This is a genomic window from Bacillus paralicheniformis (assembly GCF_002993925.1).
GTDB classification, from domain to species: Bacteria; Bacillota; Bacilli; order Bacillales; family Bacillaceae; genus Bacillus; species Bacillus paralicheniformis.
In genome coordinates this window covers 2,186,293-2,212,663 of sequence record NZ_CP023665.1, presented here as the reverse complement: position 1 = coordinate 2,212,663, position 26,371 = coordinate 2,186,293, and the positions used below count along the sequence as shown (strand labels likewise).

Below are 26,371 nucleotides of genomic sequence, written 5' to 3'. Positions count from 1 at the left end.
TCCTATTCAATTAGAAAGGTGGGTCAATGATGAAAAAGCATAAATGGTTAGCCGCATTTGCTATCATCGCGATTTTAGCCGTAATTGGCTATATCACGGTCAGACATCTTGAACCGGAATATGTATATATGCCTCCTAAAGAAAAAGTCATCTCAAAAGAAAAACGAGTGCACGGATACGATCTATGGGGAGCATTTACACCGGACAAGCCCGCCTCCGCAGAGGAGGGAGCTGTAAAGGTTGATGACCGCCTTCTCGACTTGGGACGGGAGACATTTTATAAGGAAACTTTCGGCAACGAAGTGTTTTTGACAGATATCATCGGACTCCTTGACGGTCCCATTACAGCAGCCAACATGACGAAAGCCATTGCCGGATTGAAAGGGAAAGGGACGACGAACTTGCGCATCGAATTAGCTGAAACGGTTAAGGTCGGCGGGAAAATCTTTAAAAAAGGCGAGAAGATCGACACCGGCATTGATGTTCCAAAAGGGGCATACGCACCGCTCGGCATGCCTTTCAAATACGCTGACGGAAAAATCAAAGCCGGCATCAGCTGTGCGGCCTGCCACGCCGCAGTCGATCCGAAAACGATGAAGGTGATGGAAGGCGTGACAAACTCTGATTTAAATACAGGGCTGATGCTGGCGCTGGCGACAAATTCAGCGGCTTATTTTACACATGCCGAAATTGATAATATTCAACAATTTATGAATGATAAAAGCCCTGTGATCACTGCCAGAAACGGCAAAAAAGAACGCCTTCCCGATCCGGACCGCCTCGAAGATGCGGTCGATCGCATTTTCCTGAAGTGGCCGAGAGGTTTTTTCGACTCGACGATCGATATGAAAAGCAATCCCACGCAGATTCCGGATGCCTATACATTGGGCGACCATCCGTACAGCTGGAGCGGTTCGGCAATGGCCGGTCCTTTTAAAGGCTTGACTGTGTTCAGCAATAATGTTCATGCGCAAAATTCGGACAGCCTCTCGCAAGCCCCGGCAAGCCGGGCGCTTTTCGGCATGAGCGAAGATGTTTATAATGGGACGATCCTGCAAAGGGCTCCCGTCTCAACATACAGGTATCAGTCGAAAAAAAAGGAAAGTCCGACTGCGTTTTTCAAAAAAGCCGATCCCACTCCCGGAGTACCGGGCGTCAACCAAATGGTCAAGCCGCCAAACTATCCTAACATCACATTGGCGGCGCCCGACGGCGTACTTGTGAGCTCACCCGGACGAAAAGTGAATGAAGAAAACAACGCTGTATCCGCCTGGCAAAATACACTTAGACCTCCTGATCCGCGGCAAAAAACCGACAGCCAAACCGTCAGGCGCGGCAGGCGTGTTTTTGAACAAGCGGGCTGCATATCCTGTCATGCCGGCCGGTATTTGACGAACAACAAGGTCATCTCGGTTGAAAAAATCGGAACCGAGCCGACAAGGGCTCGGTCTTTTAAGAAAACGGAAAACATATTCGGGAAAAGCCTTATTCATTCGCCTGACACACCGGTGCCTCTGCCGCGCAAACCGAAGATCCTGAAAGTCCCGACAGCCGGGTTTGACCCCGAACAGATCAAGCTTTCCTGGGCGCAGGGAGATTCCAAAGGCGGGTACAAAGTGCCGAGTCTGATCGGCGTTTACTGGCGCGCTCCTTATTTGCACGACGGAGGGGTTGCAGTGGGAAGCTCATTAAAAGAGACAGGTTTACCAAAGACGGTCATAAAAGGTAAGCAGGCGGATCCTTATAACAGTTTGCTGGCGATGATCGACAGAGATTTAAGACAGCAGGTCGTCAAAAGCAATTCGGAATCGCCCGACTTAAAAGCGGTCAGGGTAACCGGCAAAGGGCATGAATTCTGGATCGACGCCAAAAGCGGCTTTTCCGAACAAGAGCAAAAGGCGTTGATTCATTATTTAATCCATGCCGATATGCCGAAAAAGTAAGGAATAAAATGAAACGATAAGCCGCCTGAATGGCGGCTTTTTTTAAAACTTCATCACGGGAGCGGCGATATGATCGCCTTTTCGGTCCTTTGTGACGGCGCGATCCGGCTGACGGAATATGTCATTCACTTCAGCGGTTTTGACGAGTCAAAGGCCGGTTCCAGGCTGCAGCCAGTGCAGGCGAGTCCGTTTCCAGGCAGAAAAAACTGGCGTCAGTATGAAAAATCAGCATAAAAAAAGGGGATAAACATACATATATAAGATGTGCTTTTTACAATAGAAGAGATGCGCAGAGAATAAATGGACAGAAAATTCAGACATTAATCATTGTTTATGATAAAATGAAAACAGCCAAGCTTTTGCGCCCGGCTGAATTCGTTGTCATACTGGCTATTGGTATTGCTGAAGGCGAGAAAAAAACTTCTTTACGAACTGATAAAAGACTTTTGCAGAAGGGGAAAGCTCCCTGTTTTTAGGGGTGATGATTCCGACTGTGCGCTTTACTTGAGGATAATCAATCGGGATCTTCTTTGTAAAACGGGGAGCCGTTTCATTAAAGGCGCTTTCCGGCAAAAGCGTCACACCCATATCAGCAGAAACCAGCCCTTTGATCGCATCCAAATCTTCGCCCTCTGAGGAAATTTTAGGCGTATATCCTACTTGCTTGCATGCATCAACAGCCATTTTTCGAAGGATGTATCCGTCTGGAAACAGCACATACTGATCATTTCTGAGATCGCCGAGATGAAGGCTTTGCTGGCCTGATAGGGGATGATTGATCGGCACGAGTGCCAAAAGGCTTTCCGAAAACAAAATGTCCCCTTTAATCTCAGCGATATTTGACGGAACAGGACCGAGAAAAGCCAAATCGATATCCCTGTTTTTCACCGCTTCGATTAAAAATTTATAAGATCCCTGCCTTAAAAGAAAAGCGACATGAGGATGCTCCTCTTTAAAAGCGGAAATAACCGTCGGGAGGAACTGGCCCGCAAGGCTTGTCGGGAAACCGATTTTAACGGTCCCGCGATTCGGGTCCAAATACTCATCGATTTGTTCCTTCGCGAAATCGATCGCTTTCATCGCTGTTTTAATATGGTCTAAAAACTGTCTCCCGATCGGAGTCAGCTTCACATTGCGGCCTTCGCGCTCAAACAAATCAACACCGAGCTCTTCTTCGAGATTGGCGATCTGCCTGCTGATCGCCGACTGAGCGACATGAAGGTGCATGGCCGCTTCCGATACGTGCTCTCTTTCTGCAACTTCCATAAAATAATGCAATTGGCGTAATTCCATCGTTGTTTCACCTGCTCATCTCAAAATGAGATAGTTTTAATCTAAATTATATATTGTTTGTATAGATTTGAAAACCTACAATAGGATTAGAGTTTGTAAGATTTTATGACCGGGGACAAACGGGAAAAATGAACGGGGGAGAGGAACAATGACTTATAATCAACTACCAAAGGCACAAGGTCTCTACCGTCCTGAATTTGAACATGATGCATGCGGAATCGGCCTTTACGCTCATTTGAAGGGCCTTCCTACTCATGATATTGTCAAAAAAGGATTACAAATGCTTTGCCAATTAGACCACCGGGGCGGTCAGGGCAGTGACCCGCATACCGGAGACGGAGCAGGCATCATGATGCAGATTCCGGATGCTTTTTTCAAAAAAGTCTGCGCCGGTTTCAACTTGCCTGAAAAAGGACGCTACGGCGTCGGGATGATCTTCTTTTCTAAGGATGACAGCGGGCGCGAAAAAACCGAAGCGCGCATTAACGAGCTGATCGAACAGGAAGGACAGACGGTGCTCGGCTGGCGAACTGTACCTGTAAATGTCGGAAAAATCGGAACAGTCGCACAGAAAAGCGCGCCAGTCGTCCGCCAGGTATTCATCGGAGCAAATGAAGCGCTGAAAGACAATCTGGCATTCGAACGGAAGTTGTACATCATTCGCAAACAGGCCGAAAATTGGGCGAAAGAACACGACAAAACGTTCTATTTTGTCAGCCTCTCTAGCAATACCATCGTATATAAAGGACTTTTAACGCCCGAGCAGGTTGATGCTTTCTATGAAGATTTACAGGACGAGGACTTCGTCTCAGCTTTTGCATTGGTTCACTCCCGTTTCAGCACAAACACGTTTCCGAGCTGGGAAAGGGCACATCCGAACCGCTATCTGATCCACAACGGGGAAATCAATACGCTGCGCGGCAATATGAACTGGATGAAAGCGAGGGAGCAGCAGTTTGTTTCCGAAGCGTTCGGCGAAGACTTGCCAAAGGTTTTGCCAATCCTCGATGAAAACGGAAGCGACTCCTCGATCCTGGATAACGCTTTTGAATTCTTTGTTCTGGCTGGAAGGAATCCGGCCCATGCTGCAATGATGCTGATTCCGGAGCCGTGGAACGAGAACCCGTACATGTCAAAAGAAAAGAAGGCATTTTACGAATATCACAGCTCTTTAATGGAGCCATGGGACGGCCCGACTGCGATTTCATTTACAAACGGAAAACAGATCGGAGCCATTTTAGACCGGAACGGGCTCAGACCCGCTCGCTATTATGTCACTAAAGACGACTACCTTATTTTTTCCTCCGAAGTCGGCGTGATTGATGTCGAACAGGAAAACATCTTATATAAAGACCGGCTGGATCCCGGGAAAATGCTTCTTGTTGATCTTGAAGAAGGGCGGATTATCTCCGATGAAGAAGTCAAATCCGAAATCGCCGGGGAGTTTCCGTACCAGGAATGGCTCAGTAAAGAACTGGTTCATGTCTCAAACGATATTGAGGAAACCGAAGAAAAATCTGTGCCTGACCTATTGACCCGCCAAAAAGCATTCGGTTTTACGTACGAAGATATTCACAAATATTTAATTCCTGTCATTACAGAAGGCAAAGACCCGCTCGGTTCAATGGGCCACGATGTCCCGCTGGCGGTGTTGTCAGACCGTCCGCAATCGCTGTTCAACTATTTTAAACAGCTGTTTGCACAAGTTACAAATCCGCCGATTGATGCAATCCGTGAGCAGATCGTCACTTCGACATTGACATGGCTCGGAGCGGAAGGCGATATTCTCCATCCGAATGAAAGCAGCTGCCGCCGGATTAAATTGTATACACCGGTCTTGACAAACGCACAGTTCAATTCTTTAAAAGGACTTGTGCATAAGGATTTCAAAAGCAAGACGATTCATACGCTCTTTACAGACGACTTGAAGAGCGGCCTCGAAGATATGTTTAAAGAAGTGGACAGAGCGATCGCCGAAGGCGTGACTCTCCTTATTTTATCCGACCGCAAAATGGACGGTCAGAAAGCGCCGATTCCTGCGCTGCTAGCCGTCAGTGCCTTGCATCAGTATTTAGTCCGCGCGGGAAAACGTACGAAAGTCAGCATTATCGCCCAATCCGGTGAAGCGCGCGAAGTTCACCATTTTGCCGCCTTGATCGGCTACGGAGCGGATGCCATTCATCCGTACCTCACGTATGCGACATACAAGCAGGCGATTGAAGACGGAGCACTTTCCATCAGCTATGAAGAGGCCGTTACAAAATACAGCAAAAGCGTGACAGAGGGCGTCGTAAAAGTGATGTCCAAAATGGGTATTTCCACTGTTCAAAGCTACAGGGGCGCACAGATTTTTGAAGCGGTTGGGATCAGCAAAGACGTCATAGACAGCTATTTCACAGGAACGGCATCACAGCTCGGCGGAATCGGTCTGGATACGATTGCCGAAGAAGCGAAGCGCCGCCACAGGGAAGCGTATGAAGATACATTCAGCGAAACGCTTGATTCGGGAAGCGATTTTCAATGGAGAAAAGGCGGGGAGCACCACGCTTTTAACCCGAAAACGATTCACACGCTGCAATGGGCATGCCGCAAAGGTGATTACAGCCTGTTTAAACAATATTCGAAAGCAGCTGATGAAGAAAGAATCGGTTTTCTCCGCAATCTCTTCTCATTTGATGAAAACCGGAAGCCGCTGCCGCTTGAAGAGGTCGAATCTGCTGAATCGATTGTGCGCCGCTTTAAAACAGGGGCGATGTCATTCGGCTCTTTAAGCAAGGAAGCCCATGAAGCGCTGGCGATTGCAATGAACCGTCTCGGCGGAAAAAGCAACAGCGGGGAAGGCGGAGAAGATCCGGCGCGCTTTACCCCAGACGCAAATGGCGATAACCGCCGCAGCGCGATCAAGCAAATCGCTTCAGGCCGTTTCGGTGTGAAGAGCCATTATCTCGTCAATGCCGATGAGCTGCAAATTAAGATGGCGCAGGGTGCAAAACCTGGAGAAGGCGGACAGCTTCCTGGCAACAAAGTGTATCCATGGGTTGCTAATGTACGCGGATCTACGCCTGGGGTCGGCTTGATTTCACCGCCGCCGCACCACGACATCTACTCGATTGAAGATTTGGCGCAGTTGATCCACGATTTGAAAAACGCCAACCGCGATGCACGGATCAGTGTAAAGCTTGTCGCTAAAGCCGGTGTCGGCACGATTGCAGCCGGAGTCGCCAAAGCGACTGCCGATGTCATCGTCATCAGCGGCTATGACGGGGGCACTGGAGCCTCACCGAAAACAAGCATTAAGCATACCGGCCTTCCGTGGGAGCTTGGACTCGCAGAAGCTCATCAAACACTGATGATGAACGGTTTGCGCGAACGCGTCGTATTGGAAACAGACGGCAAATTAATGACCGGCAGAGACGTTGTCATGGCTGCGCTTTTAGGAGCCGAAGAATTCGGTTTTGCCACAGCGCCGCTCGTTGTTCTCGGCTGCGTTATGATGAGAGCCTGTCATTTGGATACTTGCCCTGTCGGGGTAGCGACGCAAAACCCTGAGCTGCGCAAAAAGTTCATGGGCGATCCGGATCACATCGTGAATTACATGCTCTTTGTCGCAGAGGAAGTTCGCGAATTGATGGCCCGGCTCGGTTTCAGAACAGTTGATGAAATGGTGGGCCGCACGGATGTCCTTCGTGTCAGCGAACGGGCGAAAGCACATTGGAAAGCGGGTCAGCTCGATTTATCAAACCTGCTATATCAGCCGGAAGGCGCACGCACATTCCGTACGCCGCAAAACCACAAAATCGATGAATCACTTGATATTACGCAAATTCTACCCGCCGTCCAGTCAGCTGTTGAAAACGGCACGTCTGCGGAAGCATCCTTTGAAATCCGCAACATCAACCGTGTAACAGGAGCCATAACCGGAAGTGAAATTTCTAAGCGCTACGGCGAAGAAGGCCTCCCTGAAGATACGATTACGCTCAGATTCACAGGTTCAGCGGGGCAAAGCTTTGGCGCGTTCGTACCAAAAGGAATGACAATGTATTTGACAGGGGATGCCAATGATTATATCGGCAAAGGTCTTTCAGGCGGAAAAATCGCCGTCAAAGCGCCTGACGAATTCAACCCTGCATTCCGTGAAAATGTTATTGTCGGAAATGTTGCGTTCTACGGTGCTACAAGCGGAGAAGCTTATATTAACGGACTCGCCGGCGAACGGTTTGCCGTCAGAAACAGCGGAGTCAGCGTTGTCGTTGAAGGCATCGGCGACCATGGCTGCGAATACATGACCGGCGGACGCGTCGCTATTCTCGGCGACGTCGGCAAAAACTTTGCCGCGGGCATGTCAGGCGGAATCGCCTACGTGTACACCGAAGACAAAAAAGCCTTTAAACGGAAATGCAATCCTGAAATGATCGAATTTGAAACACTTGAAGCACCTGAGGAAATCGCCGAACTGAAAACGATGATCGAAAACCATTACAGATATACTGAAAGCTCAAAAGCAGCTTCGATACTTGATCATTGGGAAGAGGCCGTCGGCCGGTTTGTGAAAGTGATTCCGAAAGACTTCAAGCAAATGATAGAGCGGATTAAAGAGCAAAAAGAAGCCGGCTTGTCTGATGAAGAAGCGCTGATGTACGCGTTTGAAGCCGGTACGAAGCAAAAGATTGAACCGTCTGCGGCTGCTTCATCAAAAGAAGCGGTGGCACAGTAAGAAAGGGGAGGGGAAAATGGGCAAAGCAACAGGATTTATGGAATTCAAGCGGGAAAAGCCTGCTGAACGCGATCCTCTCACACGGATAAATGACTGGAACGAATATTCGTCTCCATTTTCTGAGGAAGCATCAAAAAGACAGGGAGCGCGCTGCATGGACTGCGGCACCCCCTTTTGCCAAATCGGCATGGATATAGGCGGTTATACGTCAGGATGTCCGATACACAATTTAATCCCTGAATGGAACGACCTCGTTTACAAGGGAAGGTGGAAAGAAGCGCTTGACCGCCTTCTGAAGACAAACAACTTCCCTGAATTCACGGGGCGGGTCTGTCCGGCGCCTTGCGAGGGCTCTTGTACGGTGGCGATTTCCGACCCGGCCGTATCCATCAAAGGGATCGAACGGACGATTATTGACAAAGGATTTGAAAACGGATGGATTCAGCCGCGGATTCCGAAAAAACGGAGCGGCAAAAAAATCGCGATCGTGGGCTCAGGGCCTGCCGGTCTGGCAAGCGCCGATCAATTGAATCAAGCGGGGCATTCGGTCACTGTTTACGAGCGCAGCGACCGCCCGGGCGGCCTGTTAATGTACGGCATTCCAAGCATGAAGCTTGAAAAAAGCGTTGTCGAACGCCGCATCAAACTATTGACGCAGGAAGGCATCGACTTTGTCACCAATACGGAAATCGGCAAAGATATTACAGCCGACGAGCTAAAAGAACAGTACGATGCGGTTATCCTTTGCACAGGAGCCCAAAAACAGCGCGATCTCTTGATTGAAGGCCGGGAAGCAAAAGGTGTCCACTTTGCCATGGACTATTTAACAGGCACTATAAAAAGCATGCTCGATTCGAATTTTAAAGATAAACAGTTTATCAATACGAAAAATAAAGATGTCATCGTCATCGGCGGGGGAGATACCGGAGCAGACTGCGTTGCAACGGCCTTGCGCCAAAAAGCGCGAAGCGTCGTCCAGTTCGGCAAACATCCGAAGCTGCCCGATACAAGAACCGCCGAAAATATGTGGCCTGAACAGCCGCATGTCCATTCACTGGACTATGCTTATGAAGAGGCGCAAGCAGCATTCGGCAGCGATCCGAGACAATATTCGATCCAAACGAAAAAGCTTGTCGCAGACAAAAACGGCCATTTGAAAGAACTGCATACGATTCAAATGAAAAAAGTAAAGAATGATCAAGGAAAATTTGAGTTTCACGAAATTCCGGGCACGGAAAAAGTATGGCCTGCTCAATATGTCTTTATCGCTATCGGCTTTGAAGGAACGGAACAGCCGCTGCTTGAACAATTCGGGGTAAATACGGTGAGAAATAAAGTTGACGCAGCATACGGGGAATTTAAAACGAATGTCGATGGAGTCTTCGCAGCAGGGGATGCGAGAAGAGGACAGAGCCTGATCGTTTGGGCGATTCACGAGGGACGCGAAGTCGCCCGTGAGGTTGACAAATATTTAATGGGAAGTTCTGTACTGCCATAAAACAAAGGGGTTTTCACATCATATAAATAAAGCCTGTCCTGCGACCTTCTTTAGGTTGACAGGGCAGGCTGTTTTTTTGTTTGCTTCACAATATTCACCTGCTGATTCGACTTGCCATATCGTTATTTGTTCGAATTTATACAAAGGCAATGATAAAAAAATTGTGTACGTACTCCATTTAATGGTATATAACATAACCTAAAGTATGCAACGCAATAAAGGAGGCTATAACAGTGGAAGAAACTTATCAATATCAAGATGACTGGACGGATGCGGATAGACAGCAGCCTTTTACTTATGGCGGCTACGGCGGCTACCCCTATCCGCGGCCAAGACCGCGCCCTAGACCGAGACCGCCGTTTTATCCGTATCCATTCTTCTATCCGTTCTTTCCTTTTTATCCATACTACCCTTACTACCCGTACCCTTGGTAATGGGTAAAGCGAAGCTGTCTGGTGAAACAGACAGCTTTTTTCATTTTGATGAATTTTTCAAAACGCTTCCACGAATAATAACAGCGATATGATAAAAGCTCTATATTTCCAAAAGAGAACAAAATTGGATGTGGTATTCGTGTCGTTATTCGTCAAAAAGACCAGCAAGGAAAAGCGATATTTAATTTTCGCATTCAGTGTCATTCTTCTCTATGTCCTTCCGCTTTACATATTAAATGAAGACGCTCATATCCGCGTGCATGACAACCTGGATTCCAACATTGCATGGTATAAGGTGCTGGCGGAAAGCGGTCAACTGCTCGGCGGTGTTAAAGCCGTTATTCCGCAAATCATCAACGGACTGCCGCGGGATGCTTACGGAACGGAATGGAGCGGCATTGTCTGGCTTCATGCCTTGTTTCCCTCGATGACCGCATACGCTATAAGCCAAACGATCACGAGGGTGTTTGCCTTTGTCGGGATGTACCTGCTGCTGAAAAGCCATTTGATTCGCGATGAAAAAGCGTATTTCATCAGAATCGCGGTATCACTTGCTTTTGCCCTGACACCCTTTTGGCCTTCGGGAATGCTCAGCACGCTTGGCCATCCTTTAGCTTTATGGGCTTTTTTAAACATCAGGGCAGGAAGAGACTCATGGAAAGAATGGGCGACCCTTGCGCTTTTGCCGCTTTACTCAAGCTTTGTGCTCGGTTTCTTCTTTTTCCTAGCAGCCGTTTCACTGATTTGGCTTTATGATTTGGTTTCAAAGCGCAGCTTTAACCTTCGCTTTCTCGGAAGCATCGCTCTCATGACGGGCATTTTTCTGGCGATAGAATACCGGCTTGTTTATTCGGTTTTCGCTTCAGGCGAAACGATGCATCGGGTTGAATTTATTTCATCCAGGCACGACATCCTTCATTCGTTTCGGCTGTCATTTAAAAATTTCGTGCTCGGCCACAATCATGTCATGACCGTCCATACGGCGGTGATCCTGCCTTTGATTGTGCTCACTTTTGGGCTCGTCGTTGCGAGACAACGAAAAAAGCGGCCAAGAGAAGAAAAGCTGTTCATCTTTTTATTCATTTTAAATTATGCGCTTTCTTTATGGTATGCCCTCTGGTTCAACAAGCTGTGGGCGCTTCCCAAGGAAAAGATCAGTCTGCTTTCGGCATTCAATTTCGCGCGTTTTCACTTTTTGCGCCCTCTTGTGATATACGCAAGCTTTGCAGTTGCATGCTACATATTGTGGAAAATGGGGAAGAGATGGCGGCGCTTCGTCCATGTCGCGCTGGTCGCCCAGCTGCTCGTGCTTATACCGTTTCATGAAGAGCTGACTTACGGCGCATACCACCATGCCCCGACCTTTCGGGAATTTTATGCATCAGATCAGTTCAAACAGATCAAACGGTTCATCGGCCGGTCTCCCGATTCCTACCGGGTGGCGAGCATCGGCCTGCATCCCGCGATTGCGCAGTATAACGGTTTTTACACACTTGATACGTATGCCAATATTTATCCGCTGAAGTACAAGTATCAATTCCGGAAAATCATCGCCAAAGAGCTTGATAAAAATCCGGTCCTGAAACGCTATTTCGATGAGTGGGGGAGCCGCTGCTACTTGTTTGTTGACGAGCTCGGAAAACATTACGCGTTCAAAAAGAGCACGAAGAAAAAAATCACGAACCTCGAATTGAACACTGAAGCGTTCAAAAAAATGGGGGGGCGATATATTTTTTCTTCGGTTCCGATTATGAATGCAGAACAAAACAAGCTGGCGTTTTTAAAGCGGTTCAGCCACCCGCAGTCCGCTTGGAACATCTATGTATATGAAGCGAAATAAGCATCGATAAGGAGGAAGCAAATTGAATCTTCAACAGCCTTTGCTGACAATCGTCATACCCTGCTATAACGAAGAGGACGTGTTTGCCGAAACCGCAAAACAGCTGACTGCGGTATTGGATGATCTCACAGCAGACAAGCTGATCTCTGCAGAGAGCAAGCTTTTATTTGTCGATGACGGATCGACGGACCGCACATGGCCGCTGATTGCTATGGAAAGCACAAAAAACCGCTATGTGACAGGCTTGAAGCTGGCCCGTAATTCGGGACATCAAAAAGCTCTCTTAGCCGGACTAGATAAAGCGAAGCAAAAATCGGATTGCGTTATTTCAATCGATGCCGACCTTCAGGATGACATTTCGGCAATTCGCCGGTTTATCGAAAAATATCATGAAGGCTATGAAATCGTCTACGGCGTACGCCGCAGCCGGAAAACGGATACATGGTTTAAACGAACAACAGCCGCATGGTTCTACCGGATCATGAATAAGCTCGGCATCCAGCTGGTCGATAACCATGCCGATTTTCGGCTTTTGAATAAACGGGCGCTTGAAGAGCTCAGCCGCTATGCAGAAGCAAATGTTTTTCTGCGCGGTCTGGTGCCCCTGATCGGCCTCCGGTCGGCCAAAGTGTTCTATGACCGAAAAGAGCGGCTGGCTGGAGAAACGAAATATCCGCTGAAAAAAATGCTGTCTTTCGCTTTTCACGGGATTACGTCATTCAGTGTCGCTCCGATCCGTTTTTTTACCCTGATTGGCTTCTTCTTATTTTTCCTAAGCTGTATCGCAGGTTTATATGCAATGATTCAAAAGCTGCTCGGCTACACGAATGCTGGCTGGGCTTCGTTGATCATTTCGATATGGTTTTTGGGCGGTTTGCAATTGATGGGGATCGGCATTATCGGCGAATATATCGGAACGATTTTCACCGAAGTGAAAAGAAGGCCGAGGTATGCGGTGGATATCGATTTATATACGGAACGGCTCGGCCGGCGCGAACCTGAAAAACGGCCGGAAACGAAGTTCAGTTGATGACGGATCAAACGGATTACTTAACTTTTACAGTTCATTTTGAATAAGGAAGGATGTACAAATTTATGACAGAAAAACAAACCTCTGGCATGACGGTTGTCGCGATCGGGTCGATCCCATTGATTATGACGTTGGGAAATTCGATGCTGATTCCGATTTTGCCGAAGATGAAATCTGAACTCAATTTATCGCAATTTCAAGTCAGCCTTGTCATTACCGTGTTTTCGATTACTGCAGCGCTCTTTATTCCGCTGCTGGGTTACTTGGCGGACCGCTTCTCAAGGAAAGTGGTGATTATTCCGTGCCTGTTCCTTTACGGGGCCGGCGGGATTCTTGCAGGATTTGCATCGACGACCTTTGCGAACGCTTTCCCGTGGGTGCTTTTCGGGAGAGGACTGCAGGGGCTTGGAGCAGCCGGTACAGCGCCGATCGCAATGGCGCTGACAGGAGACCTTTTTAAAGGATCTGAAGAAAGCCGGGTGCTCGGTCTCGTTGAAGCCTCGAACGGCTTCGGAAAAGTGCTGTCTCCGATTTTAGGATCATTGATAGCATTGATCGCTTGGTTTTGGGTGTTTTTTGCATTTCCTGCTTTCTGTATTGCACCGATCATTTTGACTTGGATTTTTATCAAAGAAAAAGACAAGAAAAAAGATCCGCCGCCTCTCGGAAAATATGTGAAAGGGCTGACAAGCGTTTTTAAACATGAGGGCAGATGGCTTTTCACCGCATATCTCGCAGGGGCCGTCTGTTTGTTTACTCTGTTTGGCATCCTCTTTTACTTATCTGATGTTTTGGAAAAAGAATTTCATACAGACGGCGTAAAGAAAGGTCTGATCTTGGCGATCCCTCTGCTTGTCATGTGTACAACATCATATATTACGGGCAGCAAAATCGGACAAAATCAGCAGCTGATGAAAAAAATGATGGTTATCGGGCTCGCTCTGATTACGGTTTCCTACGGCACACTGTCTTTTTTCTCCGCGCTCATTCCTTTTATTTCGATCCTTGTCATCAGCAGCATCGGTACAGGCTTTGTTCTGCCGTGTGTCAACAGCTTCATAACCGGGGCTGTCGGAAAAGAGAGGCGCGGCTTTGTGACATCGCTGTACGGATCGGTCAGATTTTTAGGAGTCGCGATCGGTCCGCCGATTTTCGGGAGGCTGATGGAATGGTCGAAACTCGGCATGTTTATGTCGATTGCGGGCCTGACATTAGTCGTCGGTGTGTTGGTGCTGACGATGATTCATGTCAAAAAGGAAGACACCAAAAAAGGGGAGAAGGGGCTGCAGCCTGCTGACGCAAGATAGGAGGGAAGAGAAAAAATATGCGCATTGAAAAGGTTGACACATTTCCGCTGTTCCACAGGCTTTCCTCCCCTTACGGCGATGCGAACGGATTGAAAAGCTACAGAACGTGCTACCTGATTCGGATCACGACAGCTTCAGGCCTGTCGGGATGGGGAGAATGTGCGGATTGGCTGCCTGCTTTGGATGCGGGCTTTAAAAAACGGATCATTCCTTACTTAATTGGAAAAGAAGCGGGCAATCGCACGGAGCTTGTCACCGTCATCAAAAAGTGGCATCAGCGGGCCGCAGCTGCCGTTAGCATGGCTTTAACGGACATTACGGCGAAAAAAGCAGGCCTTTCGGTATGTGAATTATGGGGAGGAAAACTGAGGGAGCAGATCCCGGTCTATGCCTCATTTCAATCATATTCAGACAGGCCCGATTGGAGCCGCCATTCCCTCCGGCTCGTCGAAAAGGCCGTGCGGTCCGGATTTAAAACCGTCAAGCTGAAAGCGGGAGGCAAGTTGTTTTCCGAAGACTTGGCGCATATTCAGGCGTTCCAGGAGATGACAGGCCAAAACACCCGACTGATACTCGATGCCAACCAGAGTTATGACCAGGCCGCCGCACGGAAGTGGGAAACGTGGTTTTCCGCCTGGGGCAACGTGCTTTGGTTTGAAGAGCCCATGCCGTTTGACGTTCCCGCTGAATACCGGATGCTGCGTTCAGCGCTTTCTGTTCCGGTTGCCGGAGGAGAAAATGTAAAAGGCGCAAAACCGTTTTTGCCGATTTTTCTGGAGAACGCAGTCGATATTGCTCAACCCGATGTTATGCACTGTGACGGCACAGACGATTTTCAAACCGTTCTGAAGCTCGCCAGGCATTTCGGAAAAAGGGTTTCTCCCCACAGCTATGACGGCGGACTTTCAAGAATGTACGCCGTTTTCGGACAAGCCTGTCTGCCGCCTTGGAGCAAAATGGACGGAGAAGATATCGAACCGCTCGAATGGGATGCGATGGAGAATCCGTTCACAAAACTCGTGCCCGTCAGCATAAAAGACGGATACATTCAAGTCCCGGACAAAATCGAAATCGATACAGAGCTCGTAGAAGCGTATGGATGGGACGGCTCGTCTTACATGTGAAAGCGCCAACTCGAAAAAATGTGATATTTTTCATTTCCCCTTACATATAGTAGGAAGAGGACAAGTTTCTTTAAAGGGGATTATATCCGTATGGGAAGAAAGCTCAAAATCGTACATGCTATCGTGCTGGGCAGCGTGTTACAGGGTCTCGGCATGGCGCTGTTTTTGTTTCCGAACCATATTCCTTCAGGGGGCGCAGCCGGCATCGCTGTTTTGCTCAATTTTTGGTTTCAGGTTCCGCACGGATTAACCGTCTGGGCTGTCAACTTTTCGCTGCTTTTAACGGCCGTTAAATGGCTTGAACCCGTAACGGTCTTCGGGACGATGGGGGCGATTACCATGACGTCCGTTTCGGTGCAGATCTTCGAATCCTGCATGCCCCTCATGACGACGAACAATATCTGGCTGGATTTATTTTACGGATCCGTCCTTTTGGGGACGGGGGTTGGACTGCTATATAAATACAATATTTCTAACGGCGGTTTTGGCGCCCTGGCTTTAATGATATCGATTTACCGCGGCGGAAAACCGGGAACGGCGCTGTTTATGATGAACGCATTCATCTTCCTTTTGACGGCGTCTGTCATCGCCTGGGGAATCGTTATCCAAGCTCTAATCTGCCAGTGGATTTCTACGAGGATCATCGATGCGATTTATCAGATTCGCTTCCGTCCGTTATTGATGCCTATCGCCAGTTTCCGCAATAAAAAATAGGCCGCTTTTCAAACGACCCTAATCATATAAATAAAATGTATCTGATCGAAGTCCCAGTCTCAGCGTTTCAAGCGGAATGGCATCCTGAAACGGTATATTCGCCAAATTGGCGTCAGGACCGATTTTTTCAATGAAACACGTCTGCAGCTGTTTCGTCGGCGCTTCAAAAATTAAATCCCTTGAAGCGATGCCGGAATGAAGGATCTCCTCAATAAGCTGGGACCGCATTTCTCCATCGCTTTTGCACAGCCCGCTCGTGCCGCTTTCCCTCGTTTCCGTGATCACTTTCTCGGCCCCGGCTTCAAGATCTTCGAGGATGTAATCGATCCATTCGGCTGACTCGAGCTCACTGCTGAGGGCGCTGTCTTTGCTGCCGACTTCGCTGAACACGTGAAACTCTTTCGAAAAATCGGAAATAAAGCTTGCTTTATCTTTATTAGAGAGACGGACCGTTCCGTTTGATATTTCCACATAACGACATCCATATAATTTGCAGTAGCGATAGTAATCTTCAATTTTATCCTGGCTTAAAAACTTCTCAAACAACGTTCCGCCAAAAAAGAATTGAACGTCATTTTGCTTCAGACAATCGATTTTCTCAACCAAATATTTCGTAATTAAAGATGTTCCCCATCCAAATTTCACAAAATCTATATAATCTGCCGCTCCGTGAATCGTATCTTTAAAAAAGTTCAAGGGAACCCCGTTATCAATCAGGATGGTGATCCCTTTTAATCTTGGTTTAAGCTGCCTGTCGGGCAGTATCAGTTCAGATGAAATCATTGATTACCCCTCACAATCTGCTGTATCTTTCATACTTTTAGGTAAATGTCTGTCGGCCATTATTCAGCTGTCACAATAAGAATTCACCTTTTCCCGTTTATCGTTTCTCCCATTCATGTGTTGCCGTTCGGCAAGGAGTGATCTTCGTCCACCTCCCATTAGGCAGCATGTTAGCCTCTCATCTCCTGACTTGCTTCTCAACTAGGTATCTATCCATTTTGTGAAGTCAAAGTAAGTATATTCGCCGTCCTTTCATATGGTTCCTCACTAGTTCTTCACAATGAAAACTGACGTAAAAAGAAGGCCCGCGACAGATACGCGAAGCCCTTACTTAATCTTAGAAAATATATCAGTATATCAAATCCGGATCTCTCACCGCCAGTTTTTATTTTAATGCCGCAAGACAGATGTAATGATTGACTGATATGAATCGGTTTATTTCAATTTGGCGCGCCGGGTCTTTCAGATATTCACAAAATTGCTGAAATCATAACAATTTCCAGATCACATTTAGTTTAAAAAGTGAATAATCTGCCTATATGTTCTTTCAGTTCATGTTTCGTATCAGGGGGTAAGAAAACTAACCTTTAGGACATATTGGGGGAAAATCGATGAACGATGTTTTAACGTATCACACATGGAATGAAAAAGCTTCTGAAGAGGTGATGGATACCTTCAGCGGCGAGATGGACGTTTTGAAATGGGCGTACAGCACGTATCAAAAAATTGTTTATGCCTGCAGTTTCGGCGCGGAAGGAATCGTTTTGATCGACTTGATTTCAAAAGTTGTGAAAGAAGCGGACATCGTGTTTTTAGATACAGGACTGCATTTTCCGGAAACATATGAACTTATCAATGAAGTGAAAGATCGCTATCCCGGTCTGTCGATTCGCTTTTTAAAACCCGGCCTCTCGCTTGAAGAACAGGAAAAACGCTATGGCAGCGAACTTTGGAAACGCCATCCGGACCATTGCTGCCGCCTTCGCAAGATCGAGCCGCTCAGAGAGCATCTGTCAGGGATGGAGGCATGGATGACCGGGCTGAGGCGGGAGCAGTCGGAAACACGGAAACATGTCCGTTATATCAACAAGGACGACAATTTTAAACTGATTAAAATCTGCCCCCTTATTCACTGGACATGGGAAGATGTCTGGACTTACATTAAGCTGAATCAGCTGACGTATCACAAGCTTCATGATCAAGATTATCCGAGCATCGGCTGTGAGGTGTGTACGTCTCCCGTGGCAGACGGCGGCAATTTAAGAGCGGGAAGGTGGGCCCGTCAGGAAAAAACAGAATGCGGGCTGCATCAATTCCGGTAGGAGCTGGGTAAAAGATGACGATTACCATTTTGGCATTCATTATCGCTTTGTTTTTTGCCATGAACATAGGAGCGAGCGGAGCAGCAGCTTCAATGGGAATAGCGTATGGCGCAGGTGCCGTCCGGAAAAGGCAGGCGGCCTTGTGGATCAGCGGAATCGGTGTATTTTTGGGCGCCATGATAGGCGGAGGAGAGGTTGTGAAAACAATCGGTTCAGGCATTATCCCCACGTCTATTCTCAATGTGCATATTGTCGTGATTATCCTCGGAGCATCTGCGATTTCGCTGTTTATTGCAAACATCGCGGGGATTCCCCTTTCAACCAGCGAGGTGACGGTCGGCTCGATTGTCGGGGTCGGCGTCGCATTTCAAGCGGTATTTACCGATAAGCTGTTGGTGATCGTCATGTATTGGCTGATCATTCCGATTGCCGCTTTTTTTCTCGCTTTTTTCATTGGACAATTGCTGAAAAAAGCCGAGAAGAGGCTGCGGTGGCTTAAACAGCAAAAATGGGCGCGGCTGCTCACCGCACTAGTGATTTTAACCGGGTTTTTAGAAGCCTTTTCGGCGGGAATGAACAATGTCGCGAATTCCGTCGGACCTCTCGTTGGAGCAGGCCTCTTGTCAGTCAGCAGCGGAACGCTTCTTGGGGGACTGTTCGTGGCTATCGGAGCCATTTGCCTTGGAAGCAGAGTCATTGAGACGAATGGGAAAAAAATCACCGAGTTTTCGCTTTTGCAAGGGTCATGTGTTTCCGGACTCGGTGCGTCCCTAGTCATCGGCGCTTCGCTATTTGGCATTCCCGTGCCGCAAACCCAGATTACGACTTGCAGCATCATTGGGATTGGCCTTTCTGAAAAGGGAAGGGCAATTTTTCGTAAAAGCGTTATTTTGAAGTTAATGAAAGTATGGGTTGTTTCACCGGTTTTTTCACTTGTCATTTCGTATAGTCTCGTGAAAATCTTTCTCGATTTTGATTTATATTCAGTTGCAGTTGTTTTATGTGTTTTTCTTGCCACTCTTGGATCTGTAAGCCTTATGAAACATGCCAGGCAGAAACAATCAGATGTCCGAAGAAACAGGGATCATGTAAAGTCGATCGTTGGAGGAAGAGGGCGTAAAAGAGAACCTGCCGCATGGAGGGACTTTAGTTAACCGGCCCGCCTGTTTTGGATGATTGGGACTAAGGCCCGGAATCAGCCGGATTTAAAAAAGGCGCTCGTGCAGCTTTATCTGTTTCATTGCCTGATCGTGAGAAGTCATGAGCGGAACGGCACTTCTCAGCCGTATGATCGAAGAAGAGGTTGGCACGACGCCGCTATTTTTTGAAGAATACCAATGGATTGGCAGAAGGCGCGGCGCAGCAGATGGCCCTTTTTCTCAGGAAAAGTATTCCTCTGGTTTAAACTACATCCCGATTGTTAACAATGAAGAGAGAGATTCGGGAGGGAACCTTGATGGAATATGTACACTTGGTAGTCGAACTGACGATAGGGTTTGCAGCTTTATTTCTGATGACGAAAATTCTGGGGAAAACCCAATTTGCCCAAATTACGCCGTTTGATTTTATTTCCGCTTTAATATTGGGGGAAATGGTTGGAAACGCGATTTTCGATCAGGATGTCACCATCTGGAAAGTCCTTTTCGCCATCCTCGTTTGGGCCATTCTAATCTATTCAATAGAAGTTTTATCACAAAAAGTGCAAAACATCAGAGGTTTTCTCGAGGGCAGGCCAAGTATTGTGATCAATAAAGGAAAAATCGATTATAATGCCCTCAAAAAAAATAAATTGGACCTGAACCAGCTGCAGACATTGGCACGTGAAAAAGGCTGTTTTTCCTTAAACGAGATTCAATATGCCATCCTTGAAACAGACGGTTCGCTCAGCGTCCTGCCAAAACACAAATACGGGATGCCGACAAAAGAAGACTTAAACATCCCTTACAAACCGGTTCAGCTCCCGGTGCCGTTAATCCTCGACGGCGAGCTCGAAAAGAACAATCTGCATGAAGCCGGCTTTGACGAGCTTTGGCTGCAAAATCAATTATCAAGTCAAGGTATTACACAGTATCAAGAGGTGCTTTATGCGGAATGGCGCGGCGATGAGGGGCAGCTTTACGTTACAACCTATTGATATTGGCAAGCGCGGGTTCGACAAGCTTCGAGCCCGCGCTTTTCTATTTGCGCTCACACGGCTAAAGGATCGTACTTTTTTACCGGTCCGAAAGGCTGTCAATCTCTAAAAAATTCCGTTAAATCATTCAAACGGCCTTCAAATGGAGGAAAGACAAACGACAAAAGGTGCAATTGAAGCTGAAAAATCTGCTTTCAGCCTCTTTTTCTTTTCCTTTTTTCTTCAAAAATCTCCATTTTTCACATGACCTGCGCTGTCCAATCAAAACACGCAAACTTGACATAAATATCTAAAGTGTTAATATACTAACCGTGTTCGAAAAAATACGAACAGAAATGCGAACAAAGGGAGATGTTAAAGATCTTTAATCAAAAAAACGTAGCTTTTATAGGGGCAGGATCAATGGCAGAGGGAATGATCTCAGGCATCGTTCAATCCAAAAAACTGCCTGCTTCGCAAATCTATGTTACAAACCACACGAACCACCGGCGTTTAGAAGAACTCCAGCAGAAATATGGAATACGAGGCGTCAGAAAAGAAGAACTTGACTATCAGAACATCGATTGCTTCATCTTGGCGATGAAGCCGAAAGATGCAGAGAGTGCTCTTACTTCCATGAAACCGCATATTCAACCCCATCAGCTTATCGTGTCAGTTTTAGCTGGCATATCAATTTCATTTATTGAAAACGAGCTGCACGGCATGCAGCCTGTCATCCGAATCATGCCTAACACCTCAAGTGCAATCGGCGCATCTGCAACCGCCATGGCCGAAGGCAGCCATGTAACAGCCGATCTGTCAAAAACCGCGAAACAACTGCTTCAATGCATGGGAGAAGTCTATTCCATCGAAGAAAGCAAAATGGACATTTTCACCGGCATTGCCGGCAGCGGGCCTGCTTACTTTTATTATTTAATGGAGCACATCGAAAAAGCGGGAGCCGAGGCTGGATTAAGCCAAAAACTAACGAGGGAAATCGGCGCGCAGACATTGTTAGGCGCCGCCAAAATGCTGTTGGAAAGCCCTGAAGATACAGCTGTTCTCAAAGACAACATCACTTCCCCTAACGGTACGACTGCCGCCGGTTTAAAGGCCTTGGAGGAAAGCGGAGGAGGCGAAGCGATCGAACAGGCGGTCAAACAAGCCGCAAAACGATCCAAAACCATCAGTCTCGAACTTGAACAATTAGTCGCAGCAAAGTAAGCACCCGTAACGAAGAAAAATACTACAGGAGTGATAAAATGACCTCTAATCAACAGAGGGTAGTTGTCAAAGTGGGAAGCAGTTCTTTAACAAGTCTTCACGGCGAAATCAGCAGCAAAAAGCTCGAAAAGCTCGTTGAGCAGATCGTCCGCCTCAAAGATGAAGGGCACGAAGTCCTCCTCGTTTCATCTGGCGCTGTGGCGGCCGGATACCGGAAACTTGGCTTCATTAACAGGCCGGATACATTGCCTGAAAAACAAGCATCCGCATCTGTCGGCCAGGGCTTACTAATCGAAGCGTATTCCAAGCTCTTTTTATCCCATGGCTATATCGCTTCACAAATATTAATCACAAAAAGCGATTTTTCAGATGAAAAACGGTACAACAATGTGAGAAATACGATGAATGTTCTGTTGAAACGCGGCATTATTCCGATCATCAACGAAAATGACACAGTTACCGTCAACCGGCTCAAATTCGGAGACAATGATACGCTTTCTGCTAAAGTGGCGGGTCTGATCGACGCTAACCTGCTGACCATCCTCTCTGATATAGACGGCCTTTATGACGCGAATCCGCGAAAAACGCCGGACGCCGCACTCGTCCGGGAAGTAAATGAAATCACGCCGGAGATAGAAGCTTCAGCAGGGGATGCCGGAAGCGAAGTCGGAACAGGCGGCATGAAGTCGAAACTGGACGCTTTTAAAATTACAATGGCTTCAGGCATCAAAGGATTTTTAGGGCGTTCAGACACCTCCGGTCTGTTGCAAGAAGCAATCAGCGGGACTGCGAGGGGAACGTATTTTATTCCGAATGACGATTCACACACACTCAACCATAAAAAGCAATGGATAGCATTTAACTCTGGACCTGAAGGAGACATCATCGTCCACAACGAAAGCAAAGAGTTTATTATCGACCGTAAAAAAAGCCTGTATCCTTCTAGTATTTACGAAATTAACGGCCGTTTCAGCAACGGTTCCGTCGTTCGAATCCTTGATCAGGAAGGAGAGGAAATCGGCCTCGGCGTCGTCAACTTTTCCTCATCCCAGCTTCGTAAATGGAAGAAGGATACGAATCAGGAAACAGCCGCTTCCTCACAGGCTGTCGTTGACAGAGAAGCGTTTGTCTGTCATTTAGAGCTATCCGTTCCGCTTTAAAAAACAAATCAAAGGAGGAATTGACATGACGGCGACAAGCGAGAACACCAGGGCACAAATCGAAGAAAAAGCGATAAAGGCAAAAACAGCCGCAAAATCTTTGCGGCTGACAACTGAAAAAGACAAGAACGAGGCGCTTGCTACACTGGCCGAACACCTGAAACAAAACATGAGCTATATTCTCACTGAAAATGCCAAAGATATTGAAGCGGGACGAAAAAAAGGCTATGATGCAGCCTACATCGACCGCCTGTCGCTCAATGAAGACAGGGTACTGGATTTTGCCGATGGACTGCTGGAAGTCGCGGAACTGGATGATCCGGTCGGAGAAACGCTATCAAGCTGGACGCTCGACAACGGGCTAAAGGCGGAAAAAGTCAGCGTTCCTCTCGGCGTCATCGGCATGTTCTATGAAGCGCGTCCGAATGTGACTGTCGATGCGACCGGGCTCGCTCTAAAATCGGGCAATGCGATCGTTTTGAAAGGCGGCTCTTCCGCCATTCATTCGAATACAGCGATCGTATCGGTCATGCACCAAGCGCTGGAAACGACAGACATTCCCCGCGATGCTGTTCAATTTATCGAAAGCACGGACCGAAGCGCCACGAAGCAGCTCTTCAAGATGAAAGAGCATATCGATGTACTCATCCCCCGGGGAGGCGGTGCCCTCATTCAGGAAGTCGTTGAGAACGCAACCGTTCCCGTTCTTGAGACGGGAGTCGGCAACTGTCACATCTATATCGACCGGGAAGCAGACCCTGAAAAAGCAATCAATGTCATGATCAATGCGAAAACAGACCGCCCCGCCGTCTGCAATGCGCTTGAAACGCTGATTGTTCACGAAAAATGGCTTGAGGAAAACAGTGCAGCGCTTATCAATGCTTTAAACGAACACGGTATTCAAGTTCACGGGGACGAAAAGGCGGTTCAATGGATTCCAGGCGCGATACCAGCGGGGGAAGCTGATTGGCAGAACGAATATTTAAGCCTTGTTCTCGCGGTTAAAGTCGCAGCAAGTCTTGAAGAAGCCTGCGATCATATCGAAACATACGGAACAAAGCATTCAGAAGCGATTATCACCGAAAATCCGAAAACAGCCAAGGCTTTTCTGAATACCGTTGATGCGGCAGCACTGTATCACAATGCCTCAACCCGGTTCACCGACGGCGGCGCACTCGGCTTCGGCGCGGAAATCGGGATTTCTACACAGAAGCTTCACGCCCGCGGACCTATGGGTCTGAAAGAATTGACCACATGCAAATATATCATGAGAGGCGACGGCCATATCAGAAGATAAATAAAAAAGCCTGCATTGAAACTGCACCTCAAGATTGTCAGGTGACAATTGAGGTGCAGTTTTTTCTTACGGCTGCATCCGCCGTATCACGGAAAACATACGGCGCAGTGGTTTTTCTTTAAGCATCCTTTAAAATCCTTCCTTTACATCCTTTCAATCAAATTACATAATGATCTATGATATAGGATTCAGAAGGAGAGTGTACGTTATGCAACCCCCAACCGGAAAAACCTGCGTTCCGACCGGTGTGGATCTTAAAAACACCGGTTTTGGATATACGTTGTCATTGATAAGCGGCAAATATAAAATAATCATTCTATATTGGCTGTCTGAACGCGAAGTGATGCGGCATAATGAGCTGAAGCGAAGCATCGGCACCATTTCCTTCAAAACGCTGAGCATCATGTTAAAAGAGTTGGAGGCAGACGGCCTTATTATACGTAAGGAATTTCCCCAAATTCCCCCAAAGGTGGAGTATTCATTATCTGAACGCGGACGTTCTCTCTTACCTTTGTTCAATATGATGTGTGAGTGGGGAGAGAAAAACAGGCTGGGCTGACAGCCTGTTTCAACCGGAATGATTTCCGCAAAACTTAAAGATTGTCAATAAAACGCAAATAATCCCGGGCGCTTTTCTCCAATTCTCCCGCTCCCGGCCCGGTCGCTTCTTCCTCATTTCCGCCGGGCTCATTTTCCTTGCCGTAAAACGCAAAAAATGAACGATAGTCTGCATGACAATATCGGAATGTCGTTTCAAATGGAACTAATATTTGTTCAAGCGTATAGCGGTACCTTCCGTTTTCACCATAATCTTCTTCTTTAATTCCGGCGGATACACCTAATGCCACTTTACGATTTTTTAATCGATCACCTCCATTTGAACCATAAGCCCATCCGTAAGCCAATACATCATCAAGCCATTTTTTAAGAAGAGGCGGACAGTTAAACCAATAGATAGGGAATTGAAAAACAAGATTGCCGTGCGCTTCCACCAATTTTTGTTCTTTTTCCGCGTCAATGTTTCCATCCGGATATACGTCGGACAATTCGTGAACCGTATACTTTTCCGGATATTTTTTGAGCTCCTCTACCCAGCGCTTATTGATAACTGATGTTTCTAAACTTGGATGTGCAACGATAATCAGTGTTTTCAAAAATTTTCCTCCTTCGGCATGTTTTCATCTTGATTATAAAGTTCACACTGCGAATTTGTAAGTATGCACTTTTGGTTCAGGTACTTACGTAAAGGTAAGTATCAGTTGTCATCAAACGGTCCGATTTTGCCTGTCCAAAATCCTCTGGCATGAAAAATGCACTTTTTTAATATAATGTTACAAAGCTCTGCTGCCTAAGGAATTTGACGATCCAAAAAGGGGGTCACTTTATGAATTTTGAACTAACAAGAGAACAGCAAATGGTTCGCGAACTCGCCAGAGATTTTGCGAAACAGGAAATTGCACCGCATGCCGAACATGTTGACAGGACGGGAGAATTTCCGGTTGAGACATTTAAAAAAATGGGGGAGCTCGGCCTCTTGGGGATTCCGTTTCCGGAATGCTACGGCGGGTCAGGCGGGGATACGATTTCCTATGCGCTTAGCGTCGAAGAAATCGGCAAAGCGTGCGGGAGCACCGGTCTAAGCTATGCTGCGGCTGTATCGCTCGGGGCTGCACCGGTTTATTATTTCGGCACCGAAGAACAAAAACAAGAATATCTCGTGCCACTTGCGACGGGCCGGGCGCTCGGAGCGTTCGGGCTGACCGAACCGAATGCAGGATCAGATGCGGGCGGCACCCGGACAAAAGCCCGCTCGGAAGGGGACAGCTATGTGATCAGCGGGGAGAAATGCTGGATCACCAATGCCGGATATGCCCGGACCGTCATCGTCACCGCCGTCACCGGAAAAGATGACAACGGAAAAAACATCATCTCCGCCATCATCGTTCCGACAGATTCGGAAGGCTTCACCATTAATAGCGAATATGACAAAATGGGTGTCCGCGGCTCCAATACATCGCAGCTCATCTTGGACAATGTCCGCGTTCCAAAACAAAATCTGTTGGGAAGCCCGGAAAAAGGGTTTAAACAGTTTCTCAATACACTTGACGGGGGCAGAATTTCGATCGCCGCGCTGGCCGTCGGTATCGCTCAAGGCGCATTTGAGGCCGCGCTTGCATACGCACACGAACGAAAACAATTCGGCCGGCCCATCTCCTATTTCCAGGCGATTCAGTTCAAGCTTGCCGACATGGCCATGGAAATTGAGCTTGCCCGCAATATGGTGCTGAAGGCCGCCTGGCTGAAAGATCAAGGCCGGCCGTTTACAAAGGAAGCGGCTTTCGCCAAGCTTTATGCCTCAGAGATGGCGTTCAGGGCATGTAATCAGTCCATTCAAATACACGGAGGATACGGGTATATGAAAGAGTACGGAGTCGAGCGGATGCTGCGGGATGCCAAATTAATGGAAATTGGTGAAGGAACTTCAGAAATTCAACGGCTCGTCATCGCAAGGCAGCTCGGCATAGGCAAACAAGCGGCGAAATGAAAACGCTTTCCGGGAGAAGGGAGGGACAAC

At 47.5% G+C, this 26,371-nt stretch carries 21 protein-coding genes; 18 read left to right on the top strand and 3 right to left on the bottom strand.

Features of this window, described 5'->3' with window-relative positions; translation table 11 throughout:
• Window positions 1-26 precede the first annotated feature (26 nt).
• Window positions 27-1,943, top strand: a complete 1,917-nt coding sequence (locus CP943_RS11180) for a di-heme oxidoredictase family protein (RefSeq protein WP_043054335.1) — start codon at window positions 27-29, stop codon at window positions 1,941-1,943.
• A gap of 69 nt (window positions 1,944-2,012) precedes the next feature.
• Window positions 2,013-2,177: a hypothetical protein gene (locus CP943_RS22290; RefSeq protein ID WP_020451723.1), complete on the top strand. Its 165-nt coding sequence runs from the start codon at window positions 2,013-2,015 to the stop codon at window positions 2,175-2,177.
• Between the two features lie 156 nt (window positions 2,178-2,333).
• On the opposite strand, the gene CP943_RS11175 is transcribed toward CP943_RS22290, so the two are convergent.
• On the bottom strand, window positions 2,334-3,236 hold the full coding sequence (locus CP943_RS11175; RefSeq protein ID WP_020451722.1) for a glutamate biosynthesis transcriptional regulator GltC: 903 nt from the start codon (window positions 3,234-3,236) through the stop codon (window positions 2,334-2,336).
• 148 nt (window positions 3,237-3,384) lie between these two features.
• Here CP943_RS11175 and gltB point away from each other — a divergent pair, with 148 nt between their 5' ends.
• From gltB to CP943_RS11135, 8 genes are all read left to right on the top strand, one after another.
• Window positions 3,385-7,950 (top strand): glutamate synthase large subunit, encoded by a 4,566-nt coding sequence (gene gltB, locus CP943_RS11170; RefSeq protein WP_043054334.1) that lies wholly within the window; start codon window positions 3,385-3,387, stop codon window positions 7,948-7,950.
• Between the two features lie 16 nt (window positions 7,951-7,966).
• Complete coding sequence (gltD, locus tag CP943_RS11165; RefSeq protein ID WP_020451720.1) at window positions 7,967-9,448, top strand: glutamate synthase small subunit; 1,482 nt, start codon at window positions 7,967-7,969, stop codon at window positions 9,446-9,448.
• A gap of 233 nt (window positions 9,449-9,681) precedes the next feature.
• Entirely contained in the window at window positions 9,682-9,882 is a 201-nt protein-coding gene (locus CP943_RS11160) for a hypothetical protein (RefSeq protein ID WP_020451719.1), read from the top strand.
• 139 nt (window positions 9,883-10,021) lie between these two features.
• On the top strand, window positions 10,022-11,722 hold the full coding sequence (locus tag CP943_RS11155) for a DUF6044 family protein (RefSeq protein ID WP_230368440.1): 1,701 nt from the start codon (window positions 10,022-10,024) through the stop codon (window positions 11,720-11,722).
• Between the two features lie 22 nt (window positions 11,723-11,744).
• A complete protein-coding gene (locus CP943_RS11150) occupies window positions 11,745-12,752 on the top strand; it encodes a glycosyltransferase family 2 protein (protein WP_020451717.1) in 1,008 nt (335 codons plus the stop codon).
• Window positions 12,753-12,817: 65 nt separating this feature from the next.
• Window positions 12,818-14,059: an MFS transporter gene (locus tag CP943_RS11145; RefSeq protein WP_020451716.1), complete on the top strand. Its 1,242-nt coding sequence runs from the start codon at window positions 12,818-12,820 to the stop codon at window positions 14,057-14,059.
• Window positions 14,060-14,076: 17 nt separating this feature from the next.
• A complete protein-coding gene (locus tag CP943_RS11140) occupies window positions 14,077-15,183 on the top strand; it encodes a mandelate racemase/muconate lactonizing enzyme family protein (protein ID WP_043054332.1) in 1,107 nt (368 codons plus the stop codon).
• Window positions 15,184-15,273: 90 nt separating this feature from the next.
• Window positions 15,274-15,897, top strand: coding sequence for a YitT family protein (locus CP943_RS11135; protein ID WP_020451714.1), 624 nt, complete (start codon window positions 15,274-15,276; stop codon window positions 15,895-15,897).
• Between the two features lie 18 nt (window positions 15,898-15,915).
• On the opposite strand, the gene CP943_RS11130 is transcribed toward CP943_RS11135, so the two are convergent.
• Window positions 15,916-16,680 carry a phosphosulfolactate synthase gene (locus tag CP943_RS11130; protein WP_020451713.1) on the bottom strand — a complete coding sequence of 255 codons (765 nt, stop codon included), beginning with the start codon at window positions 16,678-16,680 and terminating at the stop codon, window positions 15,916-15,918.
• A 611-nt stretch (window positions 16,681-17,291) separates the two neighbouring features.
• On the opposite strand from CP943_RS11130, the gene CP943_RS11125 reads away from it, so the two are divergent.
• From CP943_RS11125 to CP943_RS11095, 7 genes are all read left to right on the top strand, one after another.
• Window positions 17,292-18,002 (top strand): phosphoadenylyl-sulfate reductase, encoded by a 711-nt coding sequence (locus tag CP943_RS11125; protein ID WP_020451712.1) that lies wholly within the window; start codon window positions 17,292-17,294, stop codon window positions 18,000-18,002.
• Between the two features lie 14 nt (window positions 18,003-18,016).
• On the top strand, window positions 18,017-19,156 hold the full coding sequence (locus tag CP943_RS11120) for a sulfate permease (protein WP_026579602.1): 1,140 nt from the start codon (window positions 18,017-18,019) through the stop codon (window positions 19,154-19,156).
• A 302-nt stretch (window positions 19,157-19,458) separates the two neighbouring features.
• Complete coding sequence (locus CP943_RS11115) at window positions 19,459-20,136, top strand: DUF421 domain-containing protein (RefSeq protein WP_020451710.1); 678 nt, start codon at window positions 19,459-19,461, stop codon at window positions 20,134-20,136.
• A 351-nt stretch (window positions 20,137-20,487) separates the two neighbouring features.
• The gene (gene proC, locus CP943_RS11110) at window positions 20,488-21,339 is read left to right on the top strand and encodes a pyrroline-5-carboxylate reductase (RefSeq protein ID WP_075213795.1); all 852 of its coding nucleotides are present in this window, start codon (window positions 20,488-20,490) and stop codon (window positions 21,337-21,339) included.
• A gap of 38 nt (window positions 21,340-21,377) precedes the next feature.
• Window positions 21,378-22,499, top strand: coding sequence for a glutamate 5-kinase (gene proB / locus CP943_RS11105; protein ID WP_026579604.1), 1,122 nt, complete (start codon window positions 21,378-21,380; stop codon window positions 22,497-22,499).
• Between the two features lie 25 nt (window positions 22,500-22,524).
• Window positions 22,525-23,796, top strand: a complete 1,272-nt coding sequence (locus CP943_RS11100; protein ID WP_105981006.1) for a glutamate-5-semialdehyde dehydrogenase — start codon at window positions 22,525-22,527, stop codon at window positions 23,794-23,796.
• Window positions 23,797-24,004: 208 nt separating this feature from the next.
• Window positions 24,005-24,355, top strand: a complete 351-nt coding sequence (locus CP943_RS11095; RefSeq protein WP_020451706.1) for a winged helix-turn-helix transcriptional regulator — start codon at window positions 24,005-24,007, stop codon at window positions 24,353-24,355.
• A gap of 34 nt (window positions 24,356-24,389) precedes the next feature.
• On the opposite strand, the gene CP943_RS11090 is transcribed toward CP943_RS11095, so the two are convergent.
• Window positions 24,390-24,950 (bottom strand): NAD(P)H-dependent oxidoreductase, encoded by a 561-nt coding sequence (locus tag CP943_RS11090; protein WP_020451705.1) that lies wholly within the window; start codon window positions 24,948-24,950, stop codon window positions 24,390-24,392.
• 230 nt (window positions 24,951-25,180) lie between these two features.
• Here CP943_RS11090 and CP943_RS11085 point away from each other — a divergent pair, with 230 nt between their 5' ends.
• Entirely contained in the window at window positions 25,181-26,341 is a 1,161-nt protein-coding gene (locus tag CP943_RS11085) for an acyl-CoA dehydrogenase family protein (protein WP_023855749.1), read from the top strand.
• Window positions 26,342-26,371 lie beyond the last annotated feature (30 nt).

Bases quoted from the DNA above. Each gene is read 5' to 3' on its own strand.
- CP943_RS11175 (WP_020451722.1), bottom strand. From the start codon at position 3,236: ATGGAATTACGCCAATTGCATTATTTTATGGAAGTTGCAGAAAGAGAG.
- CP943_RS11140 (WP_043054332.1), top strand. From the start codon at position 14,077: ATGCGCATTGAAAAGGTTGACACATTTCCGCTGTTCCACAGGCTTTCC.
- CP943_RS11145 (WP_020451716.1), top strand. From the start codon at position 12,818: ATGACAGAAAAACAAACCTCTGGCATGACGGTTGTCGCGATCGGGTCG.
- CP943_RS11125 (WP_020451712.1), top strand. From the start codon at position 17,292: ATGAACGATGTTTTAACGTATCACACATGGAATGAAAAAGCTTCTGAA.
- CP943_RS11095 (WP_020451706.1), top strand. From the start codon at position 24,005: ATGCAACCCCCAACCGGAAAAACCTGCGTTCCGACCGGTGTGGATCTT.
- CP943_RS11135 (WP_020451714.1), top strand. From the start codon at position 15,274: ATGGGAAGAAAGCTCAAAATCGTACATGCTATCGTGCTGGGCAGCGTG.
- CP943_RS11130 (WP_020451713.1), bottom strand. From the start codon at position 16,680: ATGATTTCATCTGAACTGATACTGCCCGACAGGCAGCTTAAACCAAGA.
- gltD (WP_020451720.1), top strand. From the start codon at position 7,967: ATGGGCAAAGCAACAGGATTTATGGAATTCAAGCGGGAAAAGCCTGCT.
- CP943_RS22290 (WP_020451723.1), top strand. From the start codon at position 2,013: ATGATCGCCTTTTCGGTCCTTTGTGACGGCGCGATCCGGCTGACGGAA.
- CP943_RS11100 (WP_105981006.1), top strand. From the start codon at position 22,525: ATGACGGCGACAAGCGAGAACACCAGGGCACAAATCGAAGAAAAAGCG.
- CP943_RS11180 (WP_043054335.1), top strand. From the start codon at position 27: ATGATGAAAAAGCATAAATGGTTAGCCGCATTTGCTATCATCGCGATT.
- proB (WP_026579604.1), top strand. From the start codon at position 21,378: ATGACCTCTAATCAACAGAGGGTAGTTGTCAAAGTGGGAAGCAGTTCT.
- CP943_RS11085 (WP_023855749.1), top strand. From the start codon at position 25,181: ATGAATTTTGAACTAACAAGAGAACAGCAAATGGTTCGCGAACTCGCC.
- gltB (WP_043054334.1), top strand. From the start codon at position 3,385: ATGACTTATAATCAACTACCAAAGGCACAAGGTCTCTACCGTCCTGAA.
- CP943_RS11115 (WP_020451710.1), top strand. From the start codon at position 19,459: ATGGAATATGTACACTTGGTAGTCGAACTGACGATAGGGTTTGCAGCT.
- proC (WP_075213795.1), top strand. From the start codon at position 20,488: ATGTTAAAGATCTTTAATCAAAAAAACGTAGCTTTTATAGGGGCAGGA.
- CP943_RS11120 (WP_026579602.1), top strand. From the start codon at position 18,017: ATGACGATTACCATTTTGGCATTCATTATCGCTTTGTTTTTTGCCATG.